A 23,467-nucleotide genomic window follows, 5' to 3' on the forward strand; every position below is an offset into this window, starting at 1 on the left:
TGGTGGAGGCGAGGGGAATCGAACCCCTGTCCGAAACTGTTTCCACAAGAGCTTCTCCGGGTGCAGCTCTTACTTTAAACATTCCCTTACTGCATCGCCTAAGAGCCGGCTATACAGCTTGGTATCCTTTTAAATCCGCCGCAGACCAAGGATACATCTACGGTAGTTTTAGCATTTAACCTTCCCATGCAAAAGGCCTGACTTAATGACGCCAGCTACCCAAGGTGCAGGAACCCTAGACTGACGGGCTGCCTGTATTTAGGCAGCAGCTAAAACGTTATTATCGTTATTAGCATTTAATTTAAACTCTCGTTTTTTAAAGAGGCCAACGAGAATCCTCTACCCGCTACTCCAGTTTCAACAACCCCGTCGAAACCATTACGCCCCCATATATAAATATTAACTTGTCAAAATTTAATACCTTAAATTATCCTTTAACCTTTTTTCAATCTGTCTTTCGGCATCCTTCTTTGCAATATCCTGTCTCTTGTCATAAATCTTTTTACCTTTTCCAACACCCAAACCAACTTTCACTTTACCTCTCTTAAAATAAACCTCAGTTGGAACTAATGTCATTCCCTTTTGCTGAATATAGCCTACAAGCTTGTTTATTTCATATTTGTGCAAAAGAAGCTTTCTTCTTCTTAGAGGATCTTTATTAAAAATATTTCCCTGCTCATAAGGGCTAATATGCATACCCTCTATAAACGCTTCACCATCTTTTATAATGGCATAACTGTCCTTAAGGTTAACTTTCCCAGCTCTTATAGACTTTACTTCAGTACCAACTAAAGCAATGCCTGCTTCTAAAGTGTCCTCTATAAAATATTCTTTTCTGGCTTTTTTATTTTGTGCAATAACCTTTTTTGCTTCTTTTGACATTATACCAACCGCCTGTTAAACTAAAGTTATTATTTAATTGAATTCAAAATGCTTATTACATTCCATATAGATAAAAATAACCCTTCCTGCTTGAAAGGGTAATTTATCTGCTTACATTTATTAATTATAACACTTTAAGCTTCTATGTCAAGACTTTAAAATCTTTTAGCCAGAAATTTACAAGCTATTGATTTCATCATTTGACTGTGATATATTGAATTCATGCCTTTTAGTAATGGCTAAGTAATAATATCCGATTCTCGTCGACCAAAACCCTTTAATTCATTGGGATTTTGTCCTTGAGAATACCAAATTATTTCTAAGGCATTACTTTAGTTAATTATAATTGTTGGAGAGTTTAAAACATGGATAGAGTAGTTGAAAAAATTGTTGAAATTGAATATAAAGCTCAGAGCATTGTAAACGAAGTACTTCACAATTGTGAATATCATTCAGATGCTCAAATAAAAGAAGAAATACAAAAAGAAAGGGATCGTATTTTCTCTTCTGTTATTCAAAAAATTGAAAAAGAAAGAGATCATAAATTAAATTATGCAAATGTGCAGGCAAAAAAAATTACCCATGATGCAGAATCTAAAGCTTCAAACTTAAATAGAATGATGGCCTCTAACAAGGACAAGTGGGTAAAATGTCTTTTAGGCAATATTTTAGGGGAGTGAGCAATAATGGTTAGCTCTTATCTTAAATATGCTTCAACTATTACAAAGACAAGATCCCTTTATGGAAAACTTCTTTCAAAAGATGATTATAATGAAATAATAGAGAAGAAAGATGTTCATGATGTTGCCGCGTATTTGAAAAACAATACATACTATGGCAATATTTTGGTGGACGTAAATGAAAATATAGTTCACAGGGGAGAGCTTGAAAAAATTTTAAAAACTTCTGTGCAAAATGATTATGCAAAGCTTTTAAAATTTTTAAGAGGTAAGGCAAAAAAATTCCTTGAAACTATATTTCTTCGATATGAAATCGAAGACTTAAAAATTATTTTGAGAATTTTATCTACAGATCAACCAAATGAACTGGAATTTGAATCCTTGGTTTTTTTGACTAGGTACAGCGAGCTCGATAGAGACAAACTTGTACTCTCTGAAAGTGTAACCGAATTTATAGAAAACCTTAAGGGTACGGAATATTATAATGTTTTAGCACCCTTTGCCACAATAAAAGAACGTCAGAAACTATTTGATATAGAAATGGCTTTAGACATTCACTTTTTTAAAATGGTGTTAGATGCTAAAGATAGGCTTTTGTCAGGAAGTGACAGGAAAATTGTAAATGATATATATGGTATTGAAATAGATATATTAAATATATTCTGGATATACAGATGTATAAAATTTTTTGACATGCCCAAAGAGGTTATTTTAAATCACGTAATACCTCATTGGCATAATTTAAACAGAAGACAGCTAATTGATCTTTCGTCTTGTAAAAATATGGAAGAATTTAAGGGGATTATATCAAATACAAAGTATAGAAAAATTTTAAAATCAGAAGAAGAACCGATGTGGGAAAAGAATTATATGTTCTTTTTGTATAAGTTATACAAAAAACAACTTTACAACGGAGACAACAATTTTGGTACAGTTATGGCATATCTTCGTCTTAAAGAAATGGATATAAAAAATATCATTACAATTATTGAAGGAATAAGATATAGCTTGCCAAAAGAAGAAGTAAAAAAATTCGTTGTAGTTCATTGGAGTGAGGTGTAATACTGTGTCTATATTAAAAATGAAATTTATAAATATTGTAGGACCAAAAGATCAATTTGATGATTTTGTATCAAACCATATAGCAAACAGTGGCATTCAACTTGAGTATGCCCTTGGAATCTTAGAAGGAATTAAAGGACTTTCGCCTTATAGTGATGATAATTCACACTGTGTACTGGTTAAAAGGTGTTCTTCTCTTTTAGAGTCTATGGGAATTAGTGAAAATTCTCTTGTTGACATACATAAAACTGAAAACATTATGCCTTCTGATGATATTTTTAATAAATTGGACTGGCTTGAAAATGAATTTGAAAGATTAACATCAAAAAAATCTGACATTAAACACCAGCTCGAAGAAAGCTTTCATGTGGAAAAACAGCTTGAAATGTTGTCAAATATTGATGTAGATTTAAATCGCTTTTTTAATTTTGAGTTTATTAAGTTTCGCTTTGGTAAAATGCCAAAAAAGAGCTTTAATCAATTACAATTGTATTTAGATGAACTTGAATGTATTTTAATTCCTGTTTCAAGCGATAAAGAATGGGTTTGGATAATATACTTTACACCTGATATATACTGGGAGAAAGTTGATGGTATTTTATCTTCTCTATACTTTGAACGTACCAGAATTTCAGGTGATTTAAAAGGTACTCCTTCCGAAGCCTTAGCCTTATTAGAAGAAAAAATATCTTCTTTGAAAGAAGATTTAAAAGATACTGAAAAACGTATTGATGAATTCATTGCTGAAAACAGAGATACAGCTATTGAGGTTTATAATTCATTCCAGAACTTAAATCGTATCTGCGAGATAAAAAAATACGTTGCTCAAACTAAAGACTCTTTTTATATCCTAGGCTGGATACCTAAAAAGGAATTAGATAAACTTATACCTGTGTTTGAAAAATATAAAGATATAAGCTTTATTGTTGAAGAACCTGATATGGTTAAACATACAAGACCACCAACAGAACTTAAAAACAACAGTATCTTTCGCCCATTCGAAACTTTAGTTAAAATGTACGGACTTCCTTCATACAATGAAATTGACCCAACTACTTTTGTTGCCATAACTTATTTTTTAATGTTTGGAATAATGTTTGGAGACGTAGGGCAAGGATTAGTTCTGTTTTTATTTGGATTTATCCTTATGAAAAAGAAAATTAAGCTAGGTGGAGTAATAACTGGTGCTAGTATTTCATCCATTCTTTTTGGATTTTTGTACGGAAGTGTTTTTGGTTTTGAGGACTGGATTCCTCACCTTTGGATGGAACCTATGGCCAATATAAATGAATTTCTTATTTTTGGTGTTGTTGTTGGATTGATACTGATTTCATCCTCAATGATTTTAAACATTATAAACGGTATAAAATCAAAAAACATTGTGAGAGTTTTATTTGATAAAAATGGACTTGCAGGTTTCACTTTTTATTGGCTTGCTATTTTGTTTGTGCTTTACTTTTTTAATACTGGAAGGGTCTTTGTATCAATTGGCTTTATTGCTCTTTGTTTGCTTTTGCCAATAACGGCTATATTTTTCAAAGATCCTATAGACAATTACATTCACAAAAAAAGAGTTTTCCCTGAAAAAAAGTTTGGTTTTTTTGTTGAAACATTTTTTGAACTGTTTGAAACTGTCTTGTCCTTTGCAAGTAACACATTATCATTTATAAGACTTAGTGCATTTGCCTTAAACCATGCTGGACTTTTCATGGCAGTATTAATGCTGGCAAATATGATAGAGGGAGTTGGCAGTGTCATAGAAATTATTTTAGGAAATCTACTTATTATAGCTTTAGAAGGACTGATTGTTGGTATTCAGGCACTGCGTCTTGAGTACTATGAATTATTTGGAAGATTTTTTACAGGTGGAGGCAAAGTCTATCATCCGTTAAAAAATGAAAATATATTATAAATAATAGAGGAGGGTTTATAGTGGAGTTTATTTTAGGTTTTACAATTTTTATGATTTTACTAACAGTAGCTTTAGGTGTATATCAGATTAAAAAAGGTCTTTCTGGTAAAAACGCAAAAAAAATACTTGGAATTAATATTGTGGCAGTATTTGGTCTGTTGCTATTTACCACAACATTAATATACTCAGGTTACATGCCTGTTTTTGCTCAGGGATCTGAAACAGTAGGTGCACAGGAAGTAAATGGTCTTGGACTTATAGCGGCTGCCCTTTCAACAGGTCTTGCAGCAATCGGTGCTGGAATTGCTGTTGCTATATCAAGCTCTGCTGCATTAGGGGCAATAAGTGAGAATTCAAGCCTTCTTGGAAAAACCCTTATATTTGTTGGGCTTTCAGAAGGTATTGCAATTTATGGCTTGATAGTTTCCATATTAATTTTAGGAAGGCTGTAAAGATATGAAAATGTTTTTAATAAGTGATAATGTAGATTCTCTTACAGGAATGCGTTTAGCAGGCATAAAAGGAGTTGTAGTTCACGAGAAAAAAGAAATTCTTAAAGCCTTTGAAGATGTGTTTAAAGATGAGGAAATACAAATAGTGCTTATCACTGAAAAATTAGTTGATATTGTTCCAGATTATATTTTAGACATAAGATTAAACAGAAAATATCCACTTATTGTAGAAATACCTGACAGGCACGGATCAAAAAAACCACCTGATTCAATATTGAAATTTATAGAAGATTCCATGGGGCTTAAGTCTTGAGGTGATATTATTGGCTACCATAAATGAAAAATTGGATAAGTTTAGTAAAATAGCTTTAGAAGAAGCTACAAAAAAAAGAGATGAAATACTTCAACAAATGAAAAAAGAAAAAGATGCTTTAATGCATCAAAAAAAGGAAGAATTCCAATTACAGGCACAGGAATTTTTAAAAAAAGAGCTTCAATTTTTAGAAAAAGAGAAAAATGACATTATTTCAAAATCTTTTTCACAGGCTAGGGAACTCTTGTCTGAAACAAGAGAACGAATAAAAAAGGAAGTCTTTAATGAAATTAATGAAAAAATAAATGAATTTATAAATAGTACGGACTATGAAAAATACCTTTTAAACTTAATAAATAACTCGTGTAATTTAGCAGGTAAAGGAGAATTAGTAGTTTTATTAAGAAAAAAAGATATTGACTTAATTTTAAAAAAAGAAAGAAATCTTTCATCAAAAGCTTCCTTTGAAGAAGCAGAAGATGAAATCATAGGTGGTTGCAAGATATTTAATAAAACTATGAACACCTTTATTGACAGCACAATATCTAAAAAACTAGAAGAAGCAAAAGACAGTTTCTTTGAGACAAGTTGTCTTAAAATAGACTAAAAGTAGGTGACTTAGATTTGATGGAATCAGATAATCAAAAGCAAGGATATATTTACAGCATTGATGGTCCTGTAATAAAGGCAAAGGGCAATGTTTTATTTAAAATGCGTGAAGTTGTTCTTGTAGGTAATGAAAAATTAATAGGTGAAGTTATTGAGCTTAAAAATAACCTGACAATCATTCAGGTACATGAAACTACAACAGGTCTTACTCCTGGAGAACCTGTTGTGCCCACAGGAAAGCCTCTTTCGCTAAAGCTTGCTCCTGGAATAATCGGAAATGTTTTTGATGGAATTCAAAGACCTCTAAAAACAGCTTCTGAAAAATTTGGCTTATTTATCGAAAGAGGAATAAATCTTTCTGCACTTAACGATAATTTCAGATGGCCAGTTCATATTACAGTAAAACCTGGTGATACTGTGACGCCTGGAATGGTTTTTGCAGAAGTACAGGAAACCTCTCTTATTATGCACAAAGTTATGATTCCCTGCCATATAGAGGGAAAAGTATCTGAGGTGGTTGCTGACGGATACTACACAATAAATGATACATTAATAAATGTAATTTCAAAGAACAAAAAAACTCATCAACTTCCAATGGTTCAAGAATGGTCTGTAAGAGATACAAGGCCTTATAATAAAAGACTTCTTGTTGGTAGACCTCTTGTTACAGGGCAAAGGGTTATAGATTCCTTCTTTCCTATGGCTAAAGGAGGAACTGCTGCAATTCCCGGAAGCTTTGGAACTGGAAAAACCATGACACAACATCAAATTGCAAAATGGTGTGATGCAGATATTATTTTTTATATAGGTTGTGGTGAACGTGGAAATGAAATGACTGAAGTTTTAGAGGAGTTTCCCAAGCTTATTGATCCTCGAAGTGGTAAGTCCTTAATGGAAAGAACTGTACTTATCGCAAATACTTCTGATATGCCTGTTGCTGCCAGGGAAGCTTCAATATACACAGGAGTTACAATGGCTGAATATTACAGGGATATGGGTTATGATGTTGCAATAATGGTTGATTCAACTTCAAGGTGGGCAGAAGCATTGAGAGAAATTTCTGGACGACTTGAGGAGATGCCTGCCGAAGAAGGATTTCCAGCATATCTGTCTTCAAGACTCTCAGAGTTTTATGGACGTGCAGGAATAAACATTAATTTAAACAATACAACTGGTTCAATTTCAATAATAGGTGCAGTATCTCCTCAAAGTGGAGATTTTTCCGAACCTGTAACACAGAATACCAAACGCTATATAAGGTGTTTTTGGGGACTTGACAGAAGCCTTGCATATTCTAGGCATTATCCTGCTATAGATTGGCTTTCTAGCTATAGTGAGTACATTAATTCTTTAGCTTCTTGGTATGAGGAAAATGTAAGTACTTCTTTTGTTAAATGTCGAAATGAGCTTTTAAAAATACTTCAGGAAGAAAGTGGTTTTAAAGAAATTGTAAAGCTTGTTGGAGGCGACATACTTCCTGATAATCAAAAACTTATTCTTGAAATAGGAAGAGTCATACGCTTAAGTTTCCTTCAACAGGATACTTTTCATTCTGTTGATACTTTTGTGCCATTAAAAAAACAGTATTTTATGATGGATATAATGCTCTTTTTGTATAATAAATGCCTTGAGCTTTTAAACAATCAACTCCCTATCTCCCTTATAAAAGAGACAGGGCTTTTTGAAGAAGTAGTTAAAATCAAGTATACCATTTCAAATGATGAGCTTGATAAGTTTGTTGTTTTAAAGAAAAAAATAGAAAGAGAATTAGACCGTCTTTTAATAGATTATACCAAGGAATAAACCTAGTAGTATGTTCCTTAGTAAAATAACAGGTTTAAAAAGGAGTAATATTTATGCAGTTAGAATATATTGGAGTTAAGGGAATTAGCGGACCACTTATTATCCTTGATGGAATTAGTGGAGTTTCTTATGATGAATTAGTAGAAATTAAAGTTGAAGGAGGCGGAATGCGCCTTGGAAAAGTAGTGGAAATATCAGAAGAATCTACTATAGTCCAAGTATTTGAAGGAACTCAAGATCTTTCTTTAAACAATACAACCACACGTTTTTTAGGTCATCCTTTCCAGCTACCACTGTCAAAAGAAATTTTAGGAAGAGTTTTTGATGGACTGGGACGCCCTAAAGATAATCTTGGTGCTGTATATCCACATGTTAGATGGGACATTAATGGTAAACCTGTTAACCCTGTATCTAGAAAATATCCTAGAAATTATATTAATACGGGAATTTCAACAATAGATGGACTTACAACCCTTATAAGAGGACAAAAACTCCCTATTTTTTCTGCTAATGGACTTCCCCATGACCAACTTACTGAGCAGTTGGTACGTCAGGCAAAGCTTTCCTCTGAAGGTGAATCAAACTTTGCCATTGTTTTTGCTGCCATTGGGGTACATCATGATGTGGCTGAAACTTTTAGAAAAAGTTTTGAGGAAAGTGGTGTAATTCAAAAAGTTGCCATGTTTTTAAACCTTTCTAACGATCCTGTTACCGAAAGGATTATTACTCCCCGATGTGCTCTAACAGCTGCTGAGTACATGGCATATGAACTTGAAATGCATGTTCTTGTGGTACTTACAGACATGAGTGCATATTGTGAAGCTTTAAGGGAGCTGTCGGCTTCAAGAGGAGAAATTCCAAGCCGAAAGGGGTTTCCTGGATATATGTATAGTGACTTAACTTCAATTTACGAGAGAGCTGGAATGGTAAAGGAAAAAAACGGATCTATTACACAAATCCCTATACTTACAATGCCAAGCGATGATATAACACATCCTATTCCAGACCTTACAGGATACATTACAGAAGGACAAATTGTCCTTGATAGAAACCTTTATCACAAAGGTATCTATCCACCTATTAACATTCTTCCTTCTCTTTCAAGACTGATAAAAGACGGAACTGGAAAGGGAATAACTCGTGAAGACCATGGTTTTTGTGCAAGGCAACTATTTGCTTCTTACTCAAAAGTTCAAGAGGTACGCTCTTTAGCCTCTGTTATTGGAGAAGATGAATTAAGCCAAGTAGATAAACTTTATATGGAGTTTGGAAGAGCATTTGAAAAAGACTTTGTATGCCAAAACATTGATAAAGACAGAACCATGGAGCAGACACTAAATATTGGGTGGAAAGTATTGGGCATTCTCCCTAAAAAAGAACTTGACAGAGTTGATTCTAAGATTCTTGATAAATACCATAAACCACGACAGCATAAAGTGCAAAAAAAGGAGAGTTTTTAAATGGATGTTTCAACTTTTCCCTCAAAGGGAAACCTTATAAATGCACGTTCTAGCTTAAAGCTTTCTAAAAATGGATATGAGCTTTTAGATAAAAAAAGGAATATCTTGCTGTCAGAAATGTCTTCCTTGGTGAAACGTGCTAAAAAAATCAGAAAAGAAATAAATAAAGTTTTTAGTGAGGCCTATAAATCACTTCAAACAACAAATATAGCTTCTGGAATAAGTACGGTTGAACAGGTAGGATATGCGATATCAGAAGAAAATAGCATAAATGTAAAGTATAAAAGCATTATGGGTGTTGAAATCCCTGTTGTAAAAGATTTACATTCTGGACTTGAAGCAAATTACAGTTTTTTTAGAACCAACTACTCTCTTGATTTTACTTACAAAAAATTTAACAACACTAAAAAACTATGTGTTGAACTTGCTGAAGTTGAAAACTCAATTTATAGGCTTGCAGATCACATTAAAAAAACTCAAAAACGTGCAAATGCTCTTAAAACAATACTGATTCCTCGATATGAAAATCTGGTAAACTTTATGGAAAAGTATCTAGAAGAAAAAGAAAGAGAAGATTTTTCAAGATTACACTCTATAAAAAAGAATTTAAATACTACATAAAAGCTGTAGAAAATTAAATAGTACGCTTGTTTATTTTTAGCTAAAAATTAGATTTTAAGTAGAAATTCTGTTCTACCTAAAATTTTAAAAGGTAGTATCTTAAAATAAGACAAAAAGTGAGAGGGCACTTAAGCCCCCTCGCTTTTTATTCTAAAGGAAGAAAAGAAATATTTATTTTATTCTAACCATGGTGGGAAAAATCCTGTTCCACCAGCATTAGTTACTAATGAATCAGTTGTAAAGGAAACACTATGATTTCCATCAACGTATACATCATAGCTTCTATTTGAAAGTAAATCAGGAGATGTAAACAACATATTTTCAAAATCTTTAGGTGCTGTGAAGCTTAAAATTTCTCCTGAATTTGATGTAATGGAAATAGTTGAATTAGCAGAAGCTTCCCCTAACATTACTGTACACTGTGTTGATAAATCAGGAGTCGGAACTGTATTCACTCCACCAACTGCAATAAGCGTTCCTCCTGTAATTCCAAAATCATTTAAATCACACTGTATTCCTCCATTAAGACCATTTGAACCAGCTGCAACTGTGTAGCCACCACTAATAGTTACATTCATATTATCATTTACTTCTATAGCACTTTCATTTTCAGAAATCAAATATAAATTACCGCCACTTATAGTTAAATTTTCACTTGGATCTAATGAATTTTCGTATGATGTGATATTTATATCTCCACCTTCTATAACTATATTGTCAGCTTCTATTCCATCATTTCCATTTGTTATTTCAAAAGTTCCACCTTTAATTAAAACATCATCGCCTGCATCAATTCCATCTCTGCCCACATTAATTGTAAAGTCACCATCAACTATTGTTATATTTTCATCTGCTGTTATACCATGTTTCCCAGCTTCTAGTACAAAGGTTCCTCCATTAATTGTTATTGACGAATTAGAATCAATTGCATCATCGCTATCAGATGTGGATTTTATATCAAAAGTACCTCCATTGATTATTATATCGCCAGTAATATCTAGCCCTTCTTCATAGGATACAATATTTATTTCTCCGTCTTCTACTGTCAAGTCTCCAACATCTGTATCAAAACCTTCATCACCAGCTTCAATATTAATAACTCCACCTTCTATTACTATGTCTAAGTCGGTGTTGAATCCATCACCTACAGAAACTATGCTAAAATCTCCATCAACTACTCTTACATCTTCATCTGCTGTTATACCATGTTTTCCTGCATCTAGGTAAAATGTTCCTCCACTTATAGTTATTGAGCTACTTGAGTCAATAGCATCACTCTCAGTTGACGTTATATCAAATATGCCACTAAAAATCATTATGTCACCAGAAATGTCTATGGTATCCTCTGGTGCTATAGCATTTATTTCACCATCATATACGGTAAAATCTCCATCTACGTCAAATGCTTCTTCACCAGATTCAATATCTATTACACCATCTTCTATTATTACACTTCCATCTGCATTAAAACCGTCACGCTCAGCAACTATTTTAATATCACCATTAACTATTTCTATATCTTCATCTGCTGTAATTCCATGTTTTTCTACATCTATGTCGAAATTACCTCCACTTATTTCTATTGAGGAACTTGAATCTACACCATCATTTCCTGTTACTATTAAGAAGTCTCCTCCTTGAATTGAAATATTTCCATCTGCGTCTATACCATCGCTTTCAGAATTTATATTAAAGTCCCCATTAATTATTGTTGTATCCCCATCTGAAGTAGTACCATTGCTATCAGCATTGATAGTGAATTCTCCACCAGCTATCGACATATCTCCATTTGCTGTAATTCCATGTTTTCCAGCTGTTATATCTAAAACAGCACCTGCTTCAACACTAACATCACCTTTACTGTCAATTCCATCTGAGTCAGCATCAATCTCTACATTACCTCCAGCAATTTCAATATAATCTTTAGCATGTATCCCATCTGTAACAGCTGAAGAAACAATAATATTGCCGCTTTCGATAATTAAATCAGTATAACTTATAATGCCATGGTCATAATTACCAGTTACGTTCAAAGTTCCGTTGCCTTTTATTTCCAAATCAGCATTGCTTGCCAAAGCTCCTTCAACATCTACATCGTCAGTATCATAAACATTGCTGTTTCCATCAGTTAAACTATTTGTTGTTCCTGTCTCTAATATAATTTCTGCATTACTTGCATTTTCAAAGTAAATTGCTGGCCCATTTGAATTGGTTATATCAACATTATTTAAACGTAAACCTACTTCTTCTGTAGTATCTACCCATATCATTCCATCTGATAAAGTTCCATCTACTGTATATTCACCACCTGAAGAAATGGTAACAGTTGAACCATCTACATTTATTCCATCTCCTGAATATGTTATAGTAGATCCTAGATTTATCTCACCATCACTTGGAACAGTAGTTTCTTCCTCAACTGGAAATTCATCTATGTATTCAAGCACATATCTGCTCAAAAGCGTATAATCAGTTGAGTCTACCACACCATCACCATTTAAATCTGCTACAGTAATATCGTCAAGAAGAGCTATTTCTAAAACATGACGATTCATTAATACCAAGTCAGATGAATCTACAACACCATCTCCATTTAAGTCACCATATGTAATATCGTTCCCAAAAGCAACATAGGAAGTACTAAGAATAAAAACCACCATTAGTACCATTAAAAATAATTTCTTACACATACATTCCCCTCCTAGTTTTAATTTTTTACTACCATAATGCAAGAATGACTCGCATTTAAAATGCTTGCCGCATCCCTTCATATCCATACTTAAATATACGTACACGTTCTTACGAAGGAATGCACTAGAATGTGTCATTTGCTTTGAATAGTGCCATAAAGATGCAAGAAATAAGAGATTAAGGGAATTTCCCTTACCGATCCCCATCATAGGACTTTACAAAAATCAGAGTTATTATAAAATCCTATGCCTTTAAAAAGTACCCTATACAAAACACCACCTTTTTAAAAATAAACACCCCTATACTTAGTATTCTATAACATAATAACTTTTAAGTGTAGTTATTTTATTTTTTATTTATTAATTTTTCTACTTTTTAGCCTCAAGTCTTTATTATTAGCAATCTACATAATTTTCAGACAAAATAAATTTTTTTCTAATATAAGTCGATAAAAAATCTCGGGACATCAAGCCCCTTTCATATTAATTCTTTCACTTTGTTCCAAGACTTCAATCAAAAACAGCCTCTTATATAAGAGACTGTTTTTTTATTTATTAATTCAAGGAGAAAAAAAATGCCTTTGTTAGAATGGTGTTACCATCCTTGCCACTGGTCATCGCCGCCGAAGTCCCAGTCACCGCCGCCGAAATCTCCGTCGCCTCCGCCGAAGTCCCAACCGCCGCCGAAACCTCCGCCGCCGAATGGATCAAATATTGTTCCTCCATCGACTGTAACTATTGAATCTGTTGTAAATGTCCTTTCTGGATTTCCATTGACATACATTGTATATGTAGTATTCAACCTAAGTTCTGGAGATGTATATAATAATGTATCGTGATTTCTTGGCATTGTGATATCTAGCAATTCTGCACCATCATTACTTATAATGCTAACAGTTGAACCTGCTGAAGCTCCTCCAAGCACCAATACCGGCTGTGTAGTAGCTTCTTCTGTAATCGGGCTTGTATTTGCAGCCATTCCTATAATAGTTCCACCTGTAACAGAAAATGTATTTGAATCACAGTCTATGCTTCCTTCAGGGAAAGCCCCACCATCAATATATACATATCCACCTGTAATATGAAATGTTCCATTTGAATCAATACCATCACCATCTGCAGTTATGTGAAAGTTTCCACCATTTATGGTAACGTCTATTTGGCCATTGATTCCATCATCCCTAGCTACTATTGTAAAATCTCCATCATGAATTGTAACTGTTCCTTCATCACTTTCAATACCTTCAAAAGATCTAGGAATATCATAAGTACCATCGTGAATTACTATATCCATAATAGCACGTATTGCTTCATCATAGGCAGATATATAAAAATCTCCATCATAAATTTCTAAATATCCATCGGCTTCAAGACCATCAGACTCGGCTGTTATGTTGAATATTCCATCTTCTATTATAATATCATCATCTGCTGTTATACCATCTTTTTCTGCTGTTATATTAAAAGTACCATTTTTTATATAAATATTTCTGTCTGCATCAAATCCATCTGAGTCTGCAACTATAGTAAAATCTCCATCCTCTACTGTTATATCATAATCTGCTTTTATACCATCTTTTCCAGCATAAAGTATAAAAGTTCCACCTGTAATAGTTATTGACCCGTTTGAATCTATAGGATCTTCTTCAGTTGAACGTATGTTAAATGTACCTCCATTTATTACTATATCACCTGAAATATCAAAACCATCTTCAGGACACTCTATAGTTATCTCACCATTGTCTATCCTTAAATCACCACTGGTATCAATACCCTCTTCACCTGCTTCAATATTTATTACTCCACCATCTATTCGCATATTTCTGTCAGTATTAAATCCATCTCTTTGTGAAGTAATGGTAATATCCCCATCAGTTACTGTTATATCTTCATCCGCTGTTATTCCGTGTTTTCCTGCAATTAATGTAAATCTTCCACCATTGATTACTATTGACGCATTAGAATCTATTGCATCTTCTTCAATTGACCTTACATTAATTGTTCCCCTGTTAATTTCTATATCACCTGAAATGTCCATACCATCCTCAGGACATACTATATTTATTACACCATCATTTATTATTAGATTTCCACTTACATCAAATCCTTCTTCATTTGATTCGATATTTATGTCTCCTCCATCTATTCTCATGTTACCATCAGCATTAATACCATCTCTTACAGCGTCAATAGTAAAATCTCCGCTATCTATTCTTATATCTTCATTTACTGTTATACCATGCTTTCCAGCTGCTATTTCAAAAATACCACCGTCTATATAGACACTTCCTTTACTGTCTATGCCGTCAGAATCAGCATCAATAGATACAGTACCTCCAGTAATTTCTATATAATCTTTCGCATGTATACCATCTGTTACAGCAGCTTGCACATTAATATTTCCACTTTTAATGTAAAGATCAGAATAGCTTATAATACCATGGTCGTAATTACCTCTTACATTTAAAGTTCCATCACCATTAATCTCTAATGCAGCATTACTAGATATAGTTCCTTCAACATCTGCATTGTCAGTATCATAAATACTACTATTTCCATCACTTAAGCTATTTGTTGTACCATCCACTAATACAATATTTGCCTTTTCTGCATTCTCAATGTAAATTGCCGGACCATTTGAATTAGTTATATTTGCACCACTTAAGCTGAGTGTAACTTCCTGTGAAGTATCTACATGTACCATTCCATCTGTTAAAGTTCCATCTACTGTATATTCACCACCTGATGAAATTGTAACAGTAGAGCCATCTACTGATATACCTGATCCTGAATAAGTTATATTAGAACTTAAATTTATTTCACCATCTCCTAATGCAGGTGGTGGCGTCACAGGTGTAACAGCGTCTTCAACAGGAAATCTATCTATAACTTCTAAAAGATACCTTTTCAACAATGTATAGTCTGTTGAATCTACTACACCATCTCCATTCAAATCCGCTGTAGTAATATCATTAAGAATTGCTAATTCCATAATATGTCGGTTCATTAACGTGATGTCAGAAGAATCAATTACACCATCTCCATTTAAGTCACCATACAAAGGTGTATTTGCATAACCTATATTAAACATGCCCAAAATCAATACCAAAAATAAAACCAATATAGAATATTTTTTCAACATATATCCCCCTCCTAAGAATCTTTCTTTTTTTTTTATTTATCATTATCTTATTCGACCTTTTTCTCTTATTTTTCTTTTGATTGCTTTTAGAATGCTATACCCCAAATCACCACCCTACAAAAATTTCCCTCTATGTTTAAGTATTCTATAAGTGTATCTATTTTAAGTGTATTAATTTTATTTTTTTATTTTTTTATTCTAAGACGCCACCTTATATAAGGTGGCGTCTTAGAATAAATCTTCAGGTGGAGTTGAGTCTCCACCTAAAGCCTCGATGTTTAGCTTTAGCTAAATGATTTCGCTTTAAAAATCACTTATGCCAACCATTTTCATTAAGTAAATCGCATTTGTAGTCTTTGATATCCCTGGATATAGTTTGTAATCAAATATGATTTTTTCATTTATATACTTTTCTGTAAAATGATAATTTTTAACATTAATCTCTTTATCTTCTTCTAATTCTCCCAATTCTAAATCATGTGTCGAAACAAGTCCTATTGCACCAATTTGTCCAAGCTTTTTTAATACTGCTTTTGCCCCTAAATGACGATCTTTTGTATTTGTTCCTCTGAAAATTTCATCCAGTAAAAAAAGTATGGAATTATCTTTATTTGCTGCTTCCACTATAGTCTTAATCTTTAATAGCTCTGCATAAAATGATGAAATCTTTTTTTCTAAGTTATCATTTACCCTCATTGATGTATAAACATCCATTACAGAACAGGTAAAGTCTTTTGCACAGACTGGTGCACCTGAATATGCCAACACCAAATTAATTCCAACTGTTCGTAGCAATGTACTTTTTCCTGACATGTTCGAACCTGTAATTAGCAAAATATTACCAAAGCCATTAATAGAAAGATTATTACATATTCGTTCTTCAGGATGCAATAGAGGATGCCCCATTTCTTTAGCCAAAAAAGTATGTTTTTTTTCAACAAATTTAGGGATAGCCCACTTACTATTCTCATATGGTATGTTTGAAAAACTCAAAAGCTCTTCAAATTTTCCAATACCTTCAACCCATTTTCTTATATTTTTCCCAGATTTCCTTTTCCATTTTTCCAAAGCCACAATACAATGATAATCCCATAAAAAAAACAAATTTATAATCAAGTAAAAAACATTGCTGTATTTTAAACTCATCATTTCCACTATAATTGACAATTTCTTTATTTGTTTTGAAGTGGAATTTTTCTTAGAATCTAATAAATTTGATTTAATTTCATTTATATATTCTGATTTAAAGCTTTCATTTTCAATTTTATTTAATAAATCTTTATACACAGAAATTGTATTTTTATTCTTGATGGCAACTTCAAAAACATTAGAATAATATTTTAATTCAAGGAGAAATAAAATTGCATTGATAAATAACATTCCGAATGCAAGGTATATAAAATACACATGAATTAAAAACGTAAATAGAATCGAAAGAACCGTTACAGTTGACATCATCTTTATTCCAACACGAACCCATGTTTTTTCAAATAGTCTAGTGATTTTTTCTGCCCATTTTATTAATGATTCCGGACTTTTATTTTCATTCTTTATAAAACTTCCTGAAGCAAGGAAATTTTGCCTCCAATCAAGATTATCTGCTAGTTCGAGTATTGAACTTTGCCTTTTCCTTATTTCCTCAATCTTTTTTACTGGATTAATTAATACATTTTTTAAAAAATGTTTTCCTGTGTATGTAAAAGCTTCACTAATCCATTGATACAAGGATGCATGTCCAAAAACATCTAAATCATAGCTATATTGATGATTTACATCAACATACAACTCGCCTTTATTAGTAGATTTTTTCCACTTTCCATTGATTCTATCAAGAGATTTTTGGTTAACATTCATTAATGCATATGACATTTCCTTTTTCTTTTTTACTTCTTCATGTTGCAAAACTAAATAAATAAAGGAAATTATAGAGCATAGTATAATTCCAGCACCTAATATGGAATAATTATAATATATAAATACTCCACCAAGTATTATCCCACCAAATACCATCAGTCTTAAATTACTTAGTTTATCATATTTCTTTTTTTCTTCTTTAAACTGACTGAAATACTTGTTTTTACGCATAGTATATTCTTTTTTTACATTGTGTTTATTCAAAAGCATTCACTCCCTCTAAAATAATTTAATACAAGTATATCATAGCAACGACAAGATACGCTATGGTTTTTAATTTTCCTAGATAACTTCTCTGGAATATTTTCTCTTTAGTGCCATACCGATTTATAAAACTAATAATTAAACAAACTATAAAAAAGCAGCTACACCTATATATAAACAAGTGTAACCGCTCTTTTTAAATTTTACTCCATCAATAATAAGTATTTACTTTTATACTAAATAAATCTAATTAATATTTTATTCCTATAGATACCATGTGGTATCACGTCCTAAATATCTAAGAAAAGTTCTTATAGAAAACATAAACTTACTCTATATCTAAACGGGTTCACTTAGAATAATTGCTTTTTAAATAATCTAAAACTTCCTCTGGAGTCCCTTCAAACACAATATTTTCTTTGTCTCTTTTCATTTGATATTTATACATAGGGTCATAATAATCTGTTAAAAGAATTTCTATCCATTTTTTGTGACCTTCATAACTTCCCGTATTCATCTGCTGTGAAAAAGCCTGTTCAAATAAATAAATTAATTCTCTATAACCTTTTTCTCCTAATCTTTTTTTCAACCTGCCTATACTATCTTTTATGTATATAGACCACTTTAAAAGTCCTTCATCCTCATATACCTTCATATAAGTTTTTTGAGATTCATACACATATTCATTCATAGTGTTTTGAATACGTTGTTCTAAAGAAGCATTAACAATAACCAAATCACCACTTTTATAAAATTGTGCTAAAGACTTTGGTAGAAAACACTTTCCTACATTTCTTCCTTCTGCCTCAAGTATCATATATCTATAACCTTCATGTTCGTGCTTTATAAGTTTATATGCAAGATTATTTTCAAAATTTATTTGAGTAGGCTGAGGGGTAACTTTTTTACCAAAAGATGACCCTCTATGGTTTGCTATTCCTTCAAGGTCTATAGAGTTTTCAAGTTTTTTAAGTATAATAGTTTTGCCTGCTCCTGTACATCCACCTACTAAAACAGGCTTACTTTTTTGCTGTGATGGTTCAAGCTTATCAATTAAGTAATTGCGAAATGCTTTATATCCACCTTGGAGCCTTGGTATTTCACCTTTTATAGCCTTATTAATCCACTGTTGAGCAATTTGAGAACGAAGTCCTCCTCTAAAACAATATATAATGCAATTAGGGTATTTCTCTAATTGCTTTATCCAAGCACTTATCCGCTCTTCTCTAACTTTTCCAGATACCAGCTCATGCCCTAATTTAACAGCTTCTTCATTACCATTTTCTTTATAACAAATACCAACTAAACGCCTTTCCTCATCATTCATAATAGGCAAATTAACTGCATTTTTAAACGCTCCCTTTTCAAATTCAACAGGAGCACGCACATCTATTAAGGATATATCATCAATAACAATTTTTTCATAATCACTAAATGTCAACAACTTCATTTATACCATCCTTTAAAATCAAAAAAATTTGCCAAGGAACCCCATGGTTTACTTCGACGGCTCCTCACTATCCGTTGCATAGGCAAATACAGTCAGCTTAAACACTTTCTTTAAACTAGTTAAGAGAATTTTCCTTGTTAATTCCCAACGTAGAAATTTATAAAAACTAGAGTTTTTATGAACCCCTATGATTAAATAACTTTACAATGAATAGTTTATTACAAAAAACTTTAAATTACAATAGGAAAGAAAGCTGTGAACTCGTTTAGCTAAAGCTAAACATCGAGGCTTCAGGTGGATACTCAACTCCACCTTATAGAATGTGGAGTCTTAGAATAAGATATAAACTTCAAACAAAAACTCCGCTGTTTTTTTAAAACAGCGGAGTTTTTGTTATTAAGTTATATATTATAGTTCATCAATAAGTTGGTATAAAATCACTGCTGCTTGTGCCCTGTTTGCGTTTGCCACTGGAGCAAACTCACCAGTTGCCATACCACTTATAACTCCTGCTTGTTGCATTGCTTCTACAGATTCTTTTGCATATTCAGAAATCGCTGAAGCATCTTTAAATTTCACCGTTTCTTCAGTAAGATTTAAAGTAATTCCCACTGATTTTAAAGTGTTATAAGTCATTACTGCCATATCCTGTCGGCTTATTTCGTCATTCACACCGAATGATCCATCTGTTCTGCCTTTTACAACACCTAATTCGTAAGCGGTTATTACAGCTTCTTCATACCATGCACCTGCTTCAACATCGCTAAATGGATTACCTGACTGTCCCTCAGATTCTAAGCCAAATGTATTAACAAGCATTTGTATAAATTCTGCTCTGGTCACGTTTTTCAAAGGTTCAAATGAGTCTTCAGATACACCTTTTACTATATCACGAGCGGCAAGAGCTATGATACCGTTTTTAGCCCATGAAGTATCATCTAAATCTGCCAAGGTTACTTCAACTGGAATAGCTGTATATTGACTAAAGTGCTTTGCCTTAAACTGAGCCTTACCATTTTTGTAATGTCCATTTTTTACAACTTCAAATTCTTCATCTTCAGTAATATAATACACTACAACCTGTCCTGGATTTAAGCCTGCTTCCAGTGTGTAATCAAAGGATACTCTTACTCTTTGATTTTCACCGAATTGGCTTATTTTTTGCTCTCCTACCGACAAACCAAATCTATATACATTATTTGAACCTACTCTTCTGTTAACTTCTTCAGATAAACTAGCTGTATCTGCCCTACTTACATTCAGTTCTATCTCTTCATCATCTTTTGACTCACTAAACAAGGATGTTGGCAATTCAACGCTAGCAATACCTGTATTAATTTCAATTTCCTTAACCCCTGTTTCTGATGAGTCTCTCACCTGCTCAGCAATAAGTTTAACTGATACATCATTTTTATCTTCTGCACCCTTAACTTTAACTTTCAATTTTCCATCTTTAGCATTACTTAATGCCTCTTCAAATGCTTCTTCACTTACATTAGCTATAGCTTTACCTTCATCATCAACAGTTGATTCAACGACAACAGCAGTTTCCTCTAACTCATCTGTATCGTCCACTGAATCTGCATCATCATCTTTGTCTTCATCATCTTCATCATCAGTATCGTCGGTATCTCCTGTACTGTCAGGTCTACTTGGAGCTTTAGTTCCTCCTCCAGTTGATCCAATCTCATCAACAAGAGTAAGCACACCGAAAACTGACGGATCCATATAACCTGTACCTGTTAAATCATTCCATGCAGCAGCACTCACACGAGAACCATTTTCTGCATCATTAATCTGAACGTCAAAACCAATATCCATATCTTTAGCTGGACTTATTGCAGTTAACGGAATTTTAACTTCAACCGTATAGTTTGTTCCTGAAATACTTGTTGCTGATTCAAATCCTTCAGCTATACTTGCAGGATTGAAAGAAGCTTCATTTTCAAAGCTCACTCTATACTGTCCATGGTTATCTTCTTGATAAAATGTACTTTTGTAATTATTTTGGTCAATGAAAATCTCAACGGAATCCTGCTCCCATGGGTTTTCGCTACTGTTGTCAAGCACATTAGCATTAACTTGAACCAGTACATATAAATTATCTTCATCCCAAAGTGCTCTAGCAACTCCAGTAGCACCTTCCCACGCTGTTTGATACTGATTAACATTTATTTCAGGTGCTTCGCTCCATATGTCATCTACATTACCATCAATAGTAGGTGTTCCATAAACTGCTTTCTCTTTTTTAGATTCTATTATCTGAAGTGGATTCTCTTCTATAAATGCATCTGGATCTATGACTGCATAATAAGCTGGCTTAGCTTGCAAGTCTGCATCAAACAACACTGGATTTCTATCACTTCTCCAGCTTGCACCATCGTCTAATCCCCAAACAGTCACTCGTTCAATGTGTTCAGCATGTTCTTTATAGAGGTTAAATAATTCTGCATATAAGTAGCCTTGAGCAATTGCTTCATCTTCTGAAAGTACAGAATCGGATCCAGCAACAACATCAAGCTCTGTGATACTTACTTCAACACCTAATTCTATAAACCTTTCTAAAGATAAACGAACATTTTCTACATTTGTATTAATATTGTAGTGAGACTGCATTCCTATACCATCAATTAGCAACTCGCCATCATTTTCTGCTGCATATCGATCATTAATGTCCTTAACCATGCTATACATTGCCGCTGCTTTCTGTTGATTATCTTCATTGTAATCATTATAATAAAGCTTAACATCTGACCATCCATTTTCTTCAAGCACTTCTTTTGCAATCCTAAATGACTGTTCTACATAATCAGGTCCAATTGCATTATACCAAGGAGATTCACGCAGTGCCCATTCCCAATTGTCAGGAGTTGCTGTATCAGACAAGCCATCTCTAATAGCTTCGTTGACTACATCCCATCCAATCACTTTGTCTTCAAAATTCTCCACAACTGTTGTGATATGAGTTCTCAGACTTTCAAGAGCTTCCTCACGTTCTAATGGTTCACCCTCTTCATCGGTACTCAACCATATAGGCATTTGCTGGTGCCATACCAACGCGTGACCAAACAAGTCTAGACCTGCTTCTTCCACTCCTGCTACAAGTTCATTTTGTGCATCAAAGTCAAATTCTCGATTAGTATCATAAACGTAATCCGGCTTCATTGCATTTTCTGCTGTAACAATATCGTTATGGTGCTTAAGAAGTTCAAGTCTATTACCTTGTAAGTCTACCGATGATACTATGTTACCAATCAAGAAATAATCTTGATAAATATCTTTAATCGGTGTCAAATCAGTTTGAATTGGTTTACTAGCACCTACAGGACCAATATAGGAAATTACAAAATCATCCATGTAAAATGTTACATCGTCATCAGGTACTTCTGGCGTTTCTACATAAGCATTCAATACACTTGGAGTAACCCCTAGTGTAAATTCACCTGACAACTTTACCCACTCTTCATCCGTTGCAGTTACATCTTCAGATACGTTAGTGAATGTAGCACTTCCACTTTGCACACTAATACGCAGTGAAGTTGGCGTTTGTTCTGGAGCCATTTTCACCCATGCAGATAATTGATACCTATGACCTCTGTGCATTTTGCCCATAACATCCAAAATTGGACCATTATACTGGGTGGATACAGTTGCACTCAAGCTTTGAGATCCACCTGTTGTATGGTTATCATCTTCTGTTAATTCTATGCTGCCACCGTCGCTGTCTCTAATGTCCCAATCACCAATACTATCTTCAAAATCAGCTATAATACCAGTTTGATCTTTACCTATACTTACATTATCGATATAAAAACCTACCTCTTCATGATTTGATTCAACATATAATGTTTGTTCATCCATGTCTTCTTCAAATGTATATACACCACTTATTTGAACCCATTCAGTATCAGCTATTTCAACACTAGCTACTTCTTCCCAACTTTTATCGCCATTTTCTGAATCTGTAGGCAATTCTTCTACAGATACAGTAAAAGTTAATGGATCCTCTAACCCTTCAGGCATTTCTACAACCTTTAAATAGGCACAAACATGATGTTCAGTATCTTTTTCTAGTAAATTAATTAAGTTAAGACTTGGACCTTGCCAATTATCAGCCCTTCCTGTTGTTTTTAAACTGTAATTCCCAGCATATGCCTCTTCATCAACTGCTTCTACAGTTACATCGCCTCTCGGACTCCATCCTTGAGTTGTTCCATCTTCAAAATCATAAAATAAATCTTGATCCTCTTCCTCTGATTCTGTAGAAATCTTA

At 33.3% G+C, this 23,467-nt stretch carries 15 protein-coding genes and 1 other RNA gene; 9 read left to right on the top strand and 7 right to left on the bottom strand.

Features of this window, described 5'->3' with window-relative positions:
• Positions 1–388, bottom strand: a transfer-messenger RNA (tmRNA) gene (gene ssrA / locus RBH29_RS12565).
• 26 nt (positions 389–414) lie between these two features.
• Entirely contained in the window at positions 415–885 is a 471-nt protein-coding gene (gene smpB, locus RBH29_RS12570) for an SsrA-binding protein SmpB (RefSeq protein WP_459076782.1), read from the bottom strand.
• Between the two features lie 362 nt (positions 886–1,247).
• On the opposite strand from smpB, the gene RBH29_RS12575 reads away from it, so the two are divergent.
• Genes RBH29_RS12575 through RBH29_RS12615 form a run of 9 tightly spaced genes read left to right on the top strand, consistent with a single transcriptional unit; the run spans position 1,248 to position 9,794 of the window.
• Positions 1,248–1,562 carry a hypothetical protein gene (locus RBH29_RS12575; protein ID WP_306697242.1) on the top strand — a complete coding sequence of 105 codons (315 nt, stop codon included), beginning with the start codon at positions 1,248–1,250 and terminating at the stop codon, positions 1,560–1,562.
• A gap of 6 nt (positions 1,563–1,568) precedes the next feature.
• Positions 1,569–2,624, top strand: coding sequence for a V-type ATPase subunit (locus RBH29_RS12580; RefSeq protein WP_306697244.1), 1,056 nt, complete (start codon positions 1,569–1,571; stop codon positions 2,622–2,624).
• Positions 2,625–2,628: 4 nt separating this feature from the next.
• Positions 2,629–4,536 (top strand): V-type ATP synthase subunit I, encoded by a 1,908-nt coding sequence (locus RBH29_RS12585; RefSeq protein ID WP_306697246.1) that lies wholly within the window; start codon positions 2,629–2,631, stop codon positions 4,534–4,536.
• A gap of 20 nt (positions 4,537–4,556) precedes the next feature.
• The gene (locus RBH29_RS12590; RefSeq protein WP_306697247.1) at positions 4,557–4,988 is read left to right on the top strand and encodes an ATP synthase subunit C; all 432 of its coding nucleotides are present in this window, start codon (positions 4,557–4,559) and stop codon (positions 4,986–4,988) included.
• Positions 4,989–4,992: 4 nt separating this feature from the next.
• A complete protein-coding gene (locus RBH29_RS12595; RefSeq protein WP_306697248.1) occupies positions 4,993–5,301 on the top strand; it encodes a V-type ATP synthase subunit F in 309 nt (102 codons plus the stop codon).
• A 10-nt stretch (positions 5,302–5,311) separates the two neighbouring features.
• Positions 5,312–5,908, top strand: coding sequence for a V-type ATP synthase subunit E (locus tag RBH29_RS12600; RefSeq protein ID WP_306697249.1), 597 nt, complete (start codon positions 5,312–5,314; stop codon positions 5,906–5,908).
• Positions 5,909–5,928: 20 nt separating this feature from the next.
• Entirely contained in the window at positions 5,929–7,713 is a 1,785-nt protein-coding gene (locus RBH29_RS12605) for a V-type ATP synthase subunit A (RefSeq protein ID WP_306697250.1), read from the top strand.
• 53 nt (positions 7,714–7,766) lie between these two features.
• Positions 7,767–9,173 (top strand): V-type ATP synthase subunit B, encoded by a 1,407-nt coding sequence (locus RBH29_RS12610; RefSeq protein WP_306697251.1) that lies wholly within the window; start codon positions 7,767–7,769, stop codon positions 9,171–9,173.
• Positions 9,174–9,794: a V-type ATP synthase subunit D gene (locus tag RBH29_RS12615; protein WP_306697252.1), complete on the top strand. Its 621-nt coding sequence runs from the start codon at positions 9,174–9,176 to the stop codon at positions 9,792–9,794.
• A gap of 176 nt (positions 9,795–9,970) precedes the next feature.
• Here the strand turns inward: RBH29_RS12615 and RBH29_RS12620 are convergent, their stop codons facing one another.
• The 5 genes from RBH29_RS12620 to RBH29_RS12640 form a co-directional block, all read right to left on the bottom strand.
• Positions 9,971–12,484: a carbohydrate-binding domain-containing protein gene (locus RBH29_RS12620; RefSeq protein ID WP_306697254.1), complete on the bottom strand. Its 2,514-nt coding sequence runs from the start codon at positions 12,482–12,484 to the stop codon at positions 9,971–9,973.
• Between the two features lie 595 nt (positions 12,485–13,079).
• A complete protein-coding gene (locus tag RBH29_RS12625; RefSeq protein WP_306697256.1) occupies positions 13,080–15,626 on the bottom strand; it encodes a carbohydrate-binding domain-containing protein in 2,547 nt (848 codons plus the stop codon).
• Positions 15,627–15,929: 303 nt separating this feature from the next.
• On the bottom strand, positions 15,930–17,744 hold the full coding sequence (locus tag RBH29_RS12630) for a MutS family DNA mismatch repair protein (protein WP_306697258.1): 1,815 nt from the start codon (positions 17,742–17,744) through the stop codon (positions 15,930–15,932).
• Between the two features lie 349 nt (positions 17,745–18,093).
• The gene (gene mnmH / locus RBH29_RS12635) at positions 18,094–19,194 is read right to left on the bottom strand and encodes a tRNA 2-selenouridine(34) synthase MnmH (RefSeq protein ID WP_306697259.1); all 1,101 of its coding nucleotides are present in this window, start codon (positions 19,192–19,194) and stop codon (positions 18,094–18,096) included.
• 408 nt (positions 19,195–19,602) lie between these two features.
• Positions 19,603–23,467, bottom strand: a 3,865-nt coding sequence (locus tag RBH29_RS12640) for an endo-1,4-beta-xylanase (protein ID WP_306697261.1), incomplete at its 5' end; no start/stop codon positions are given.

Source organism: Herbivorax alkaliphila, assembly GCF_030848475.1.
In the GTDB taxonomy this organism is placed as follows: Bacteria; Bacillota; Clostridia; order Acetivibrionales; family Acetivibrionaceae; genus Herbivorax.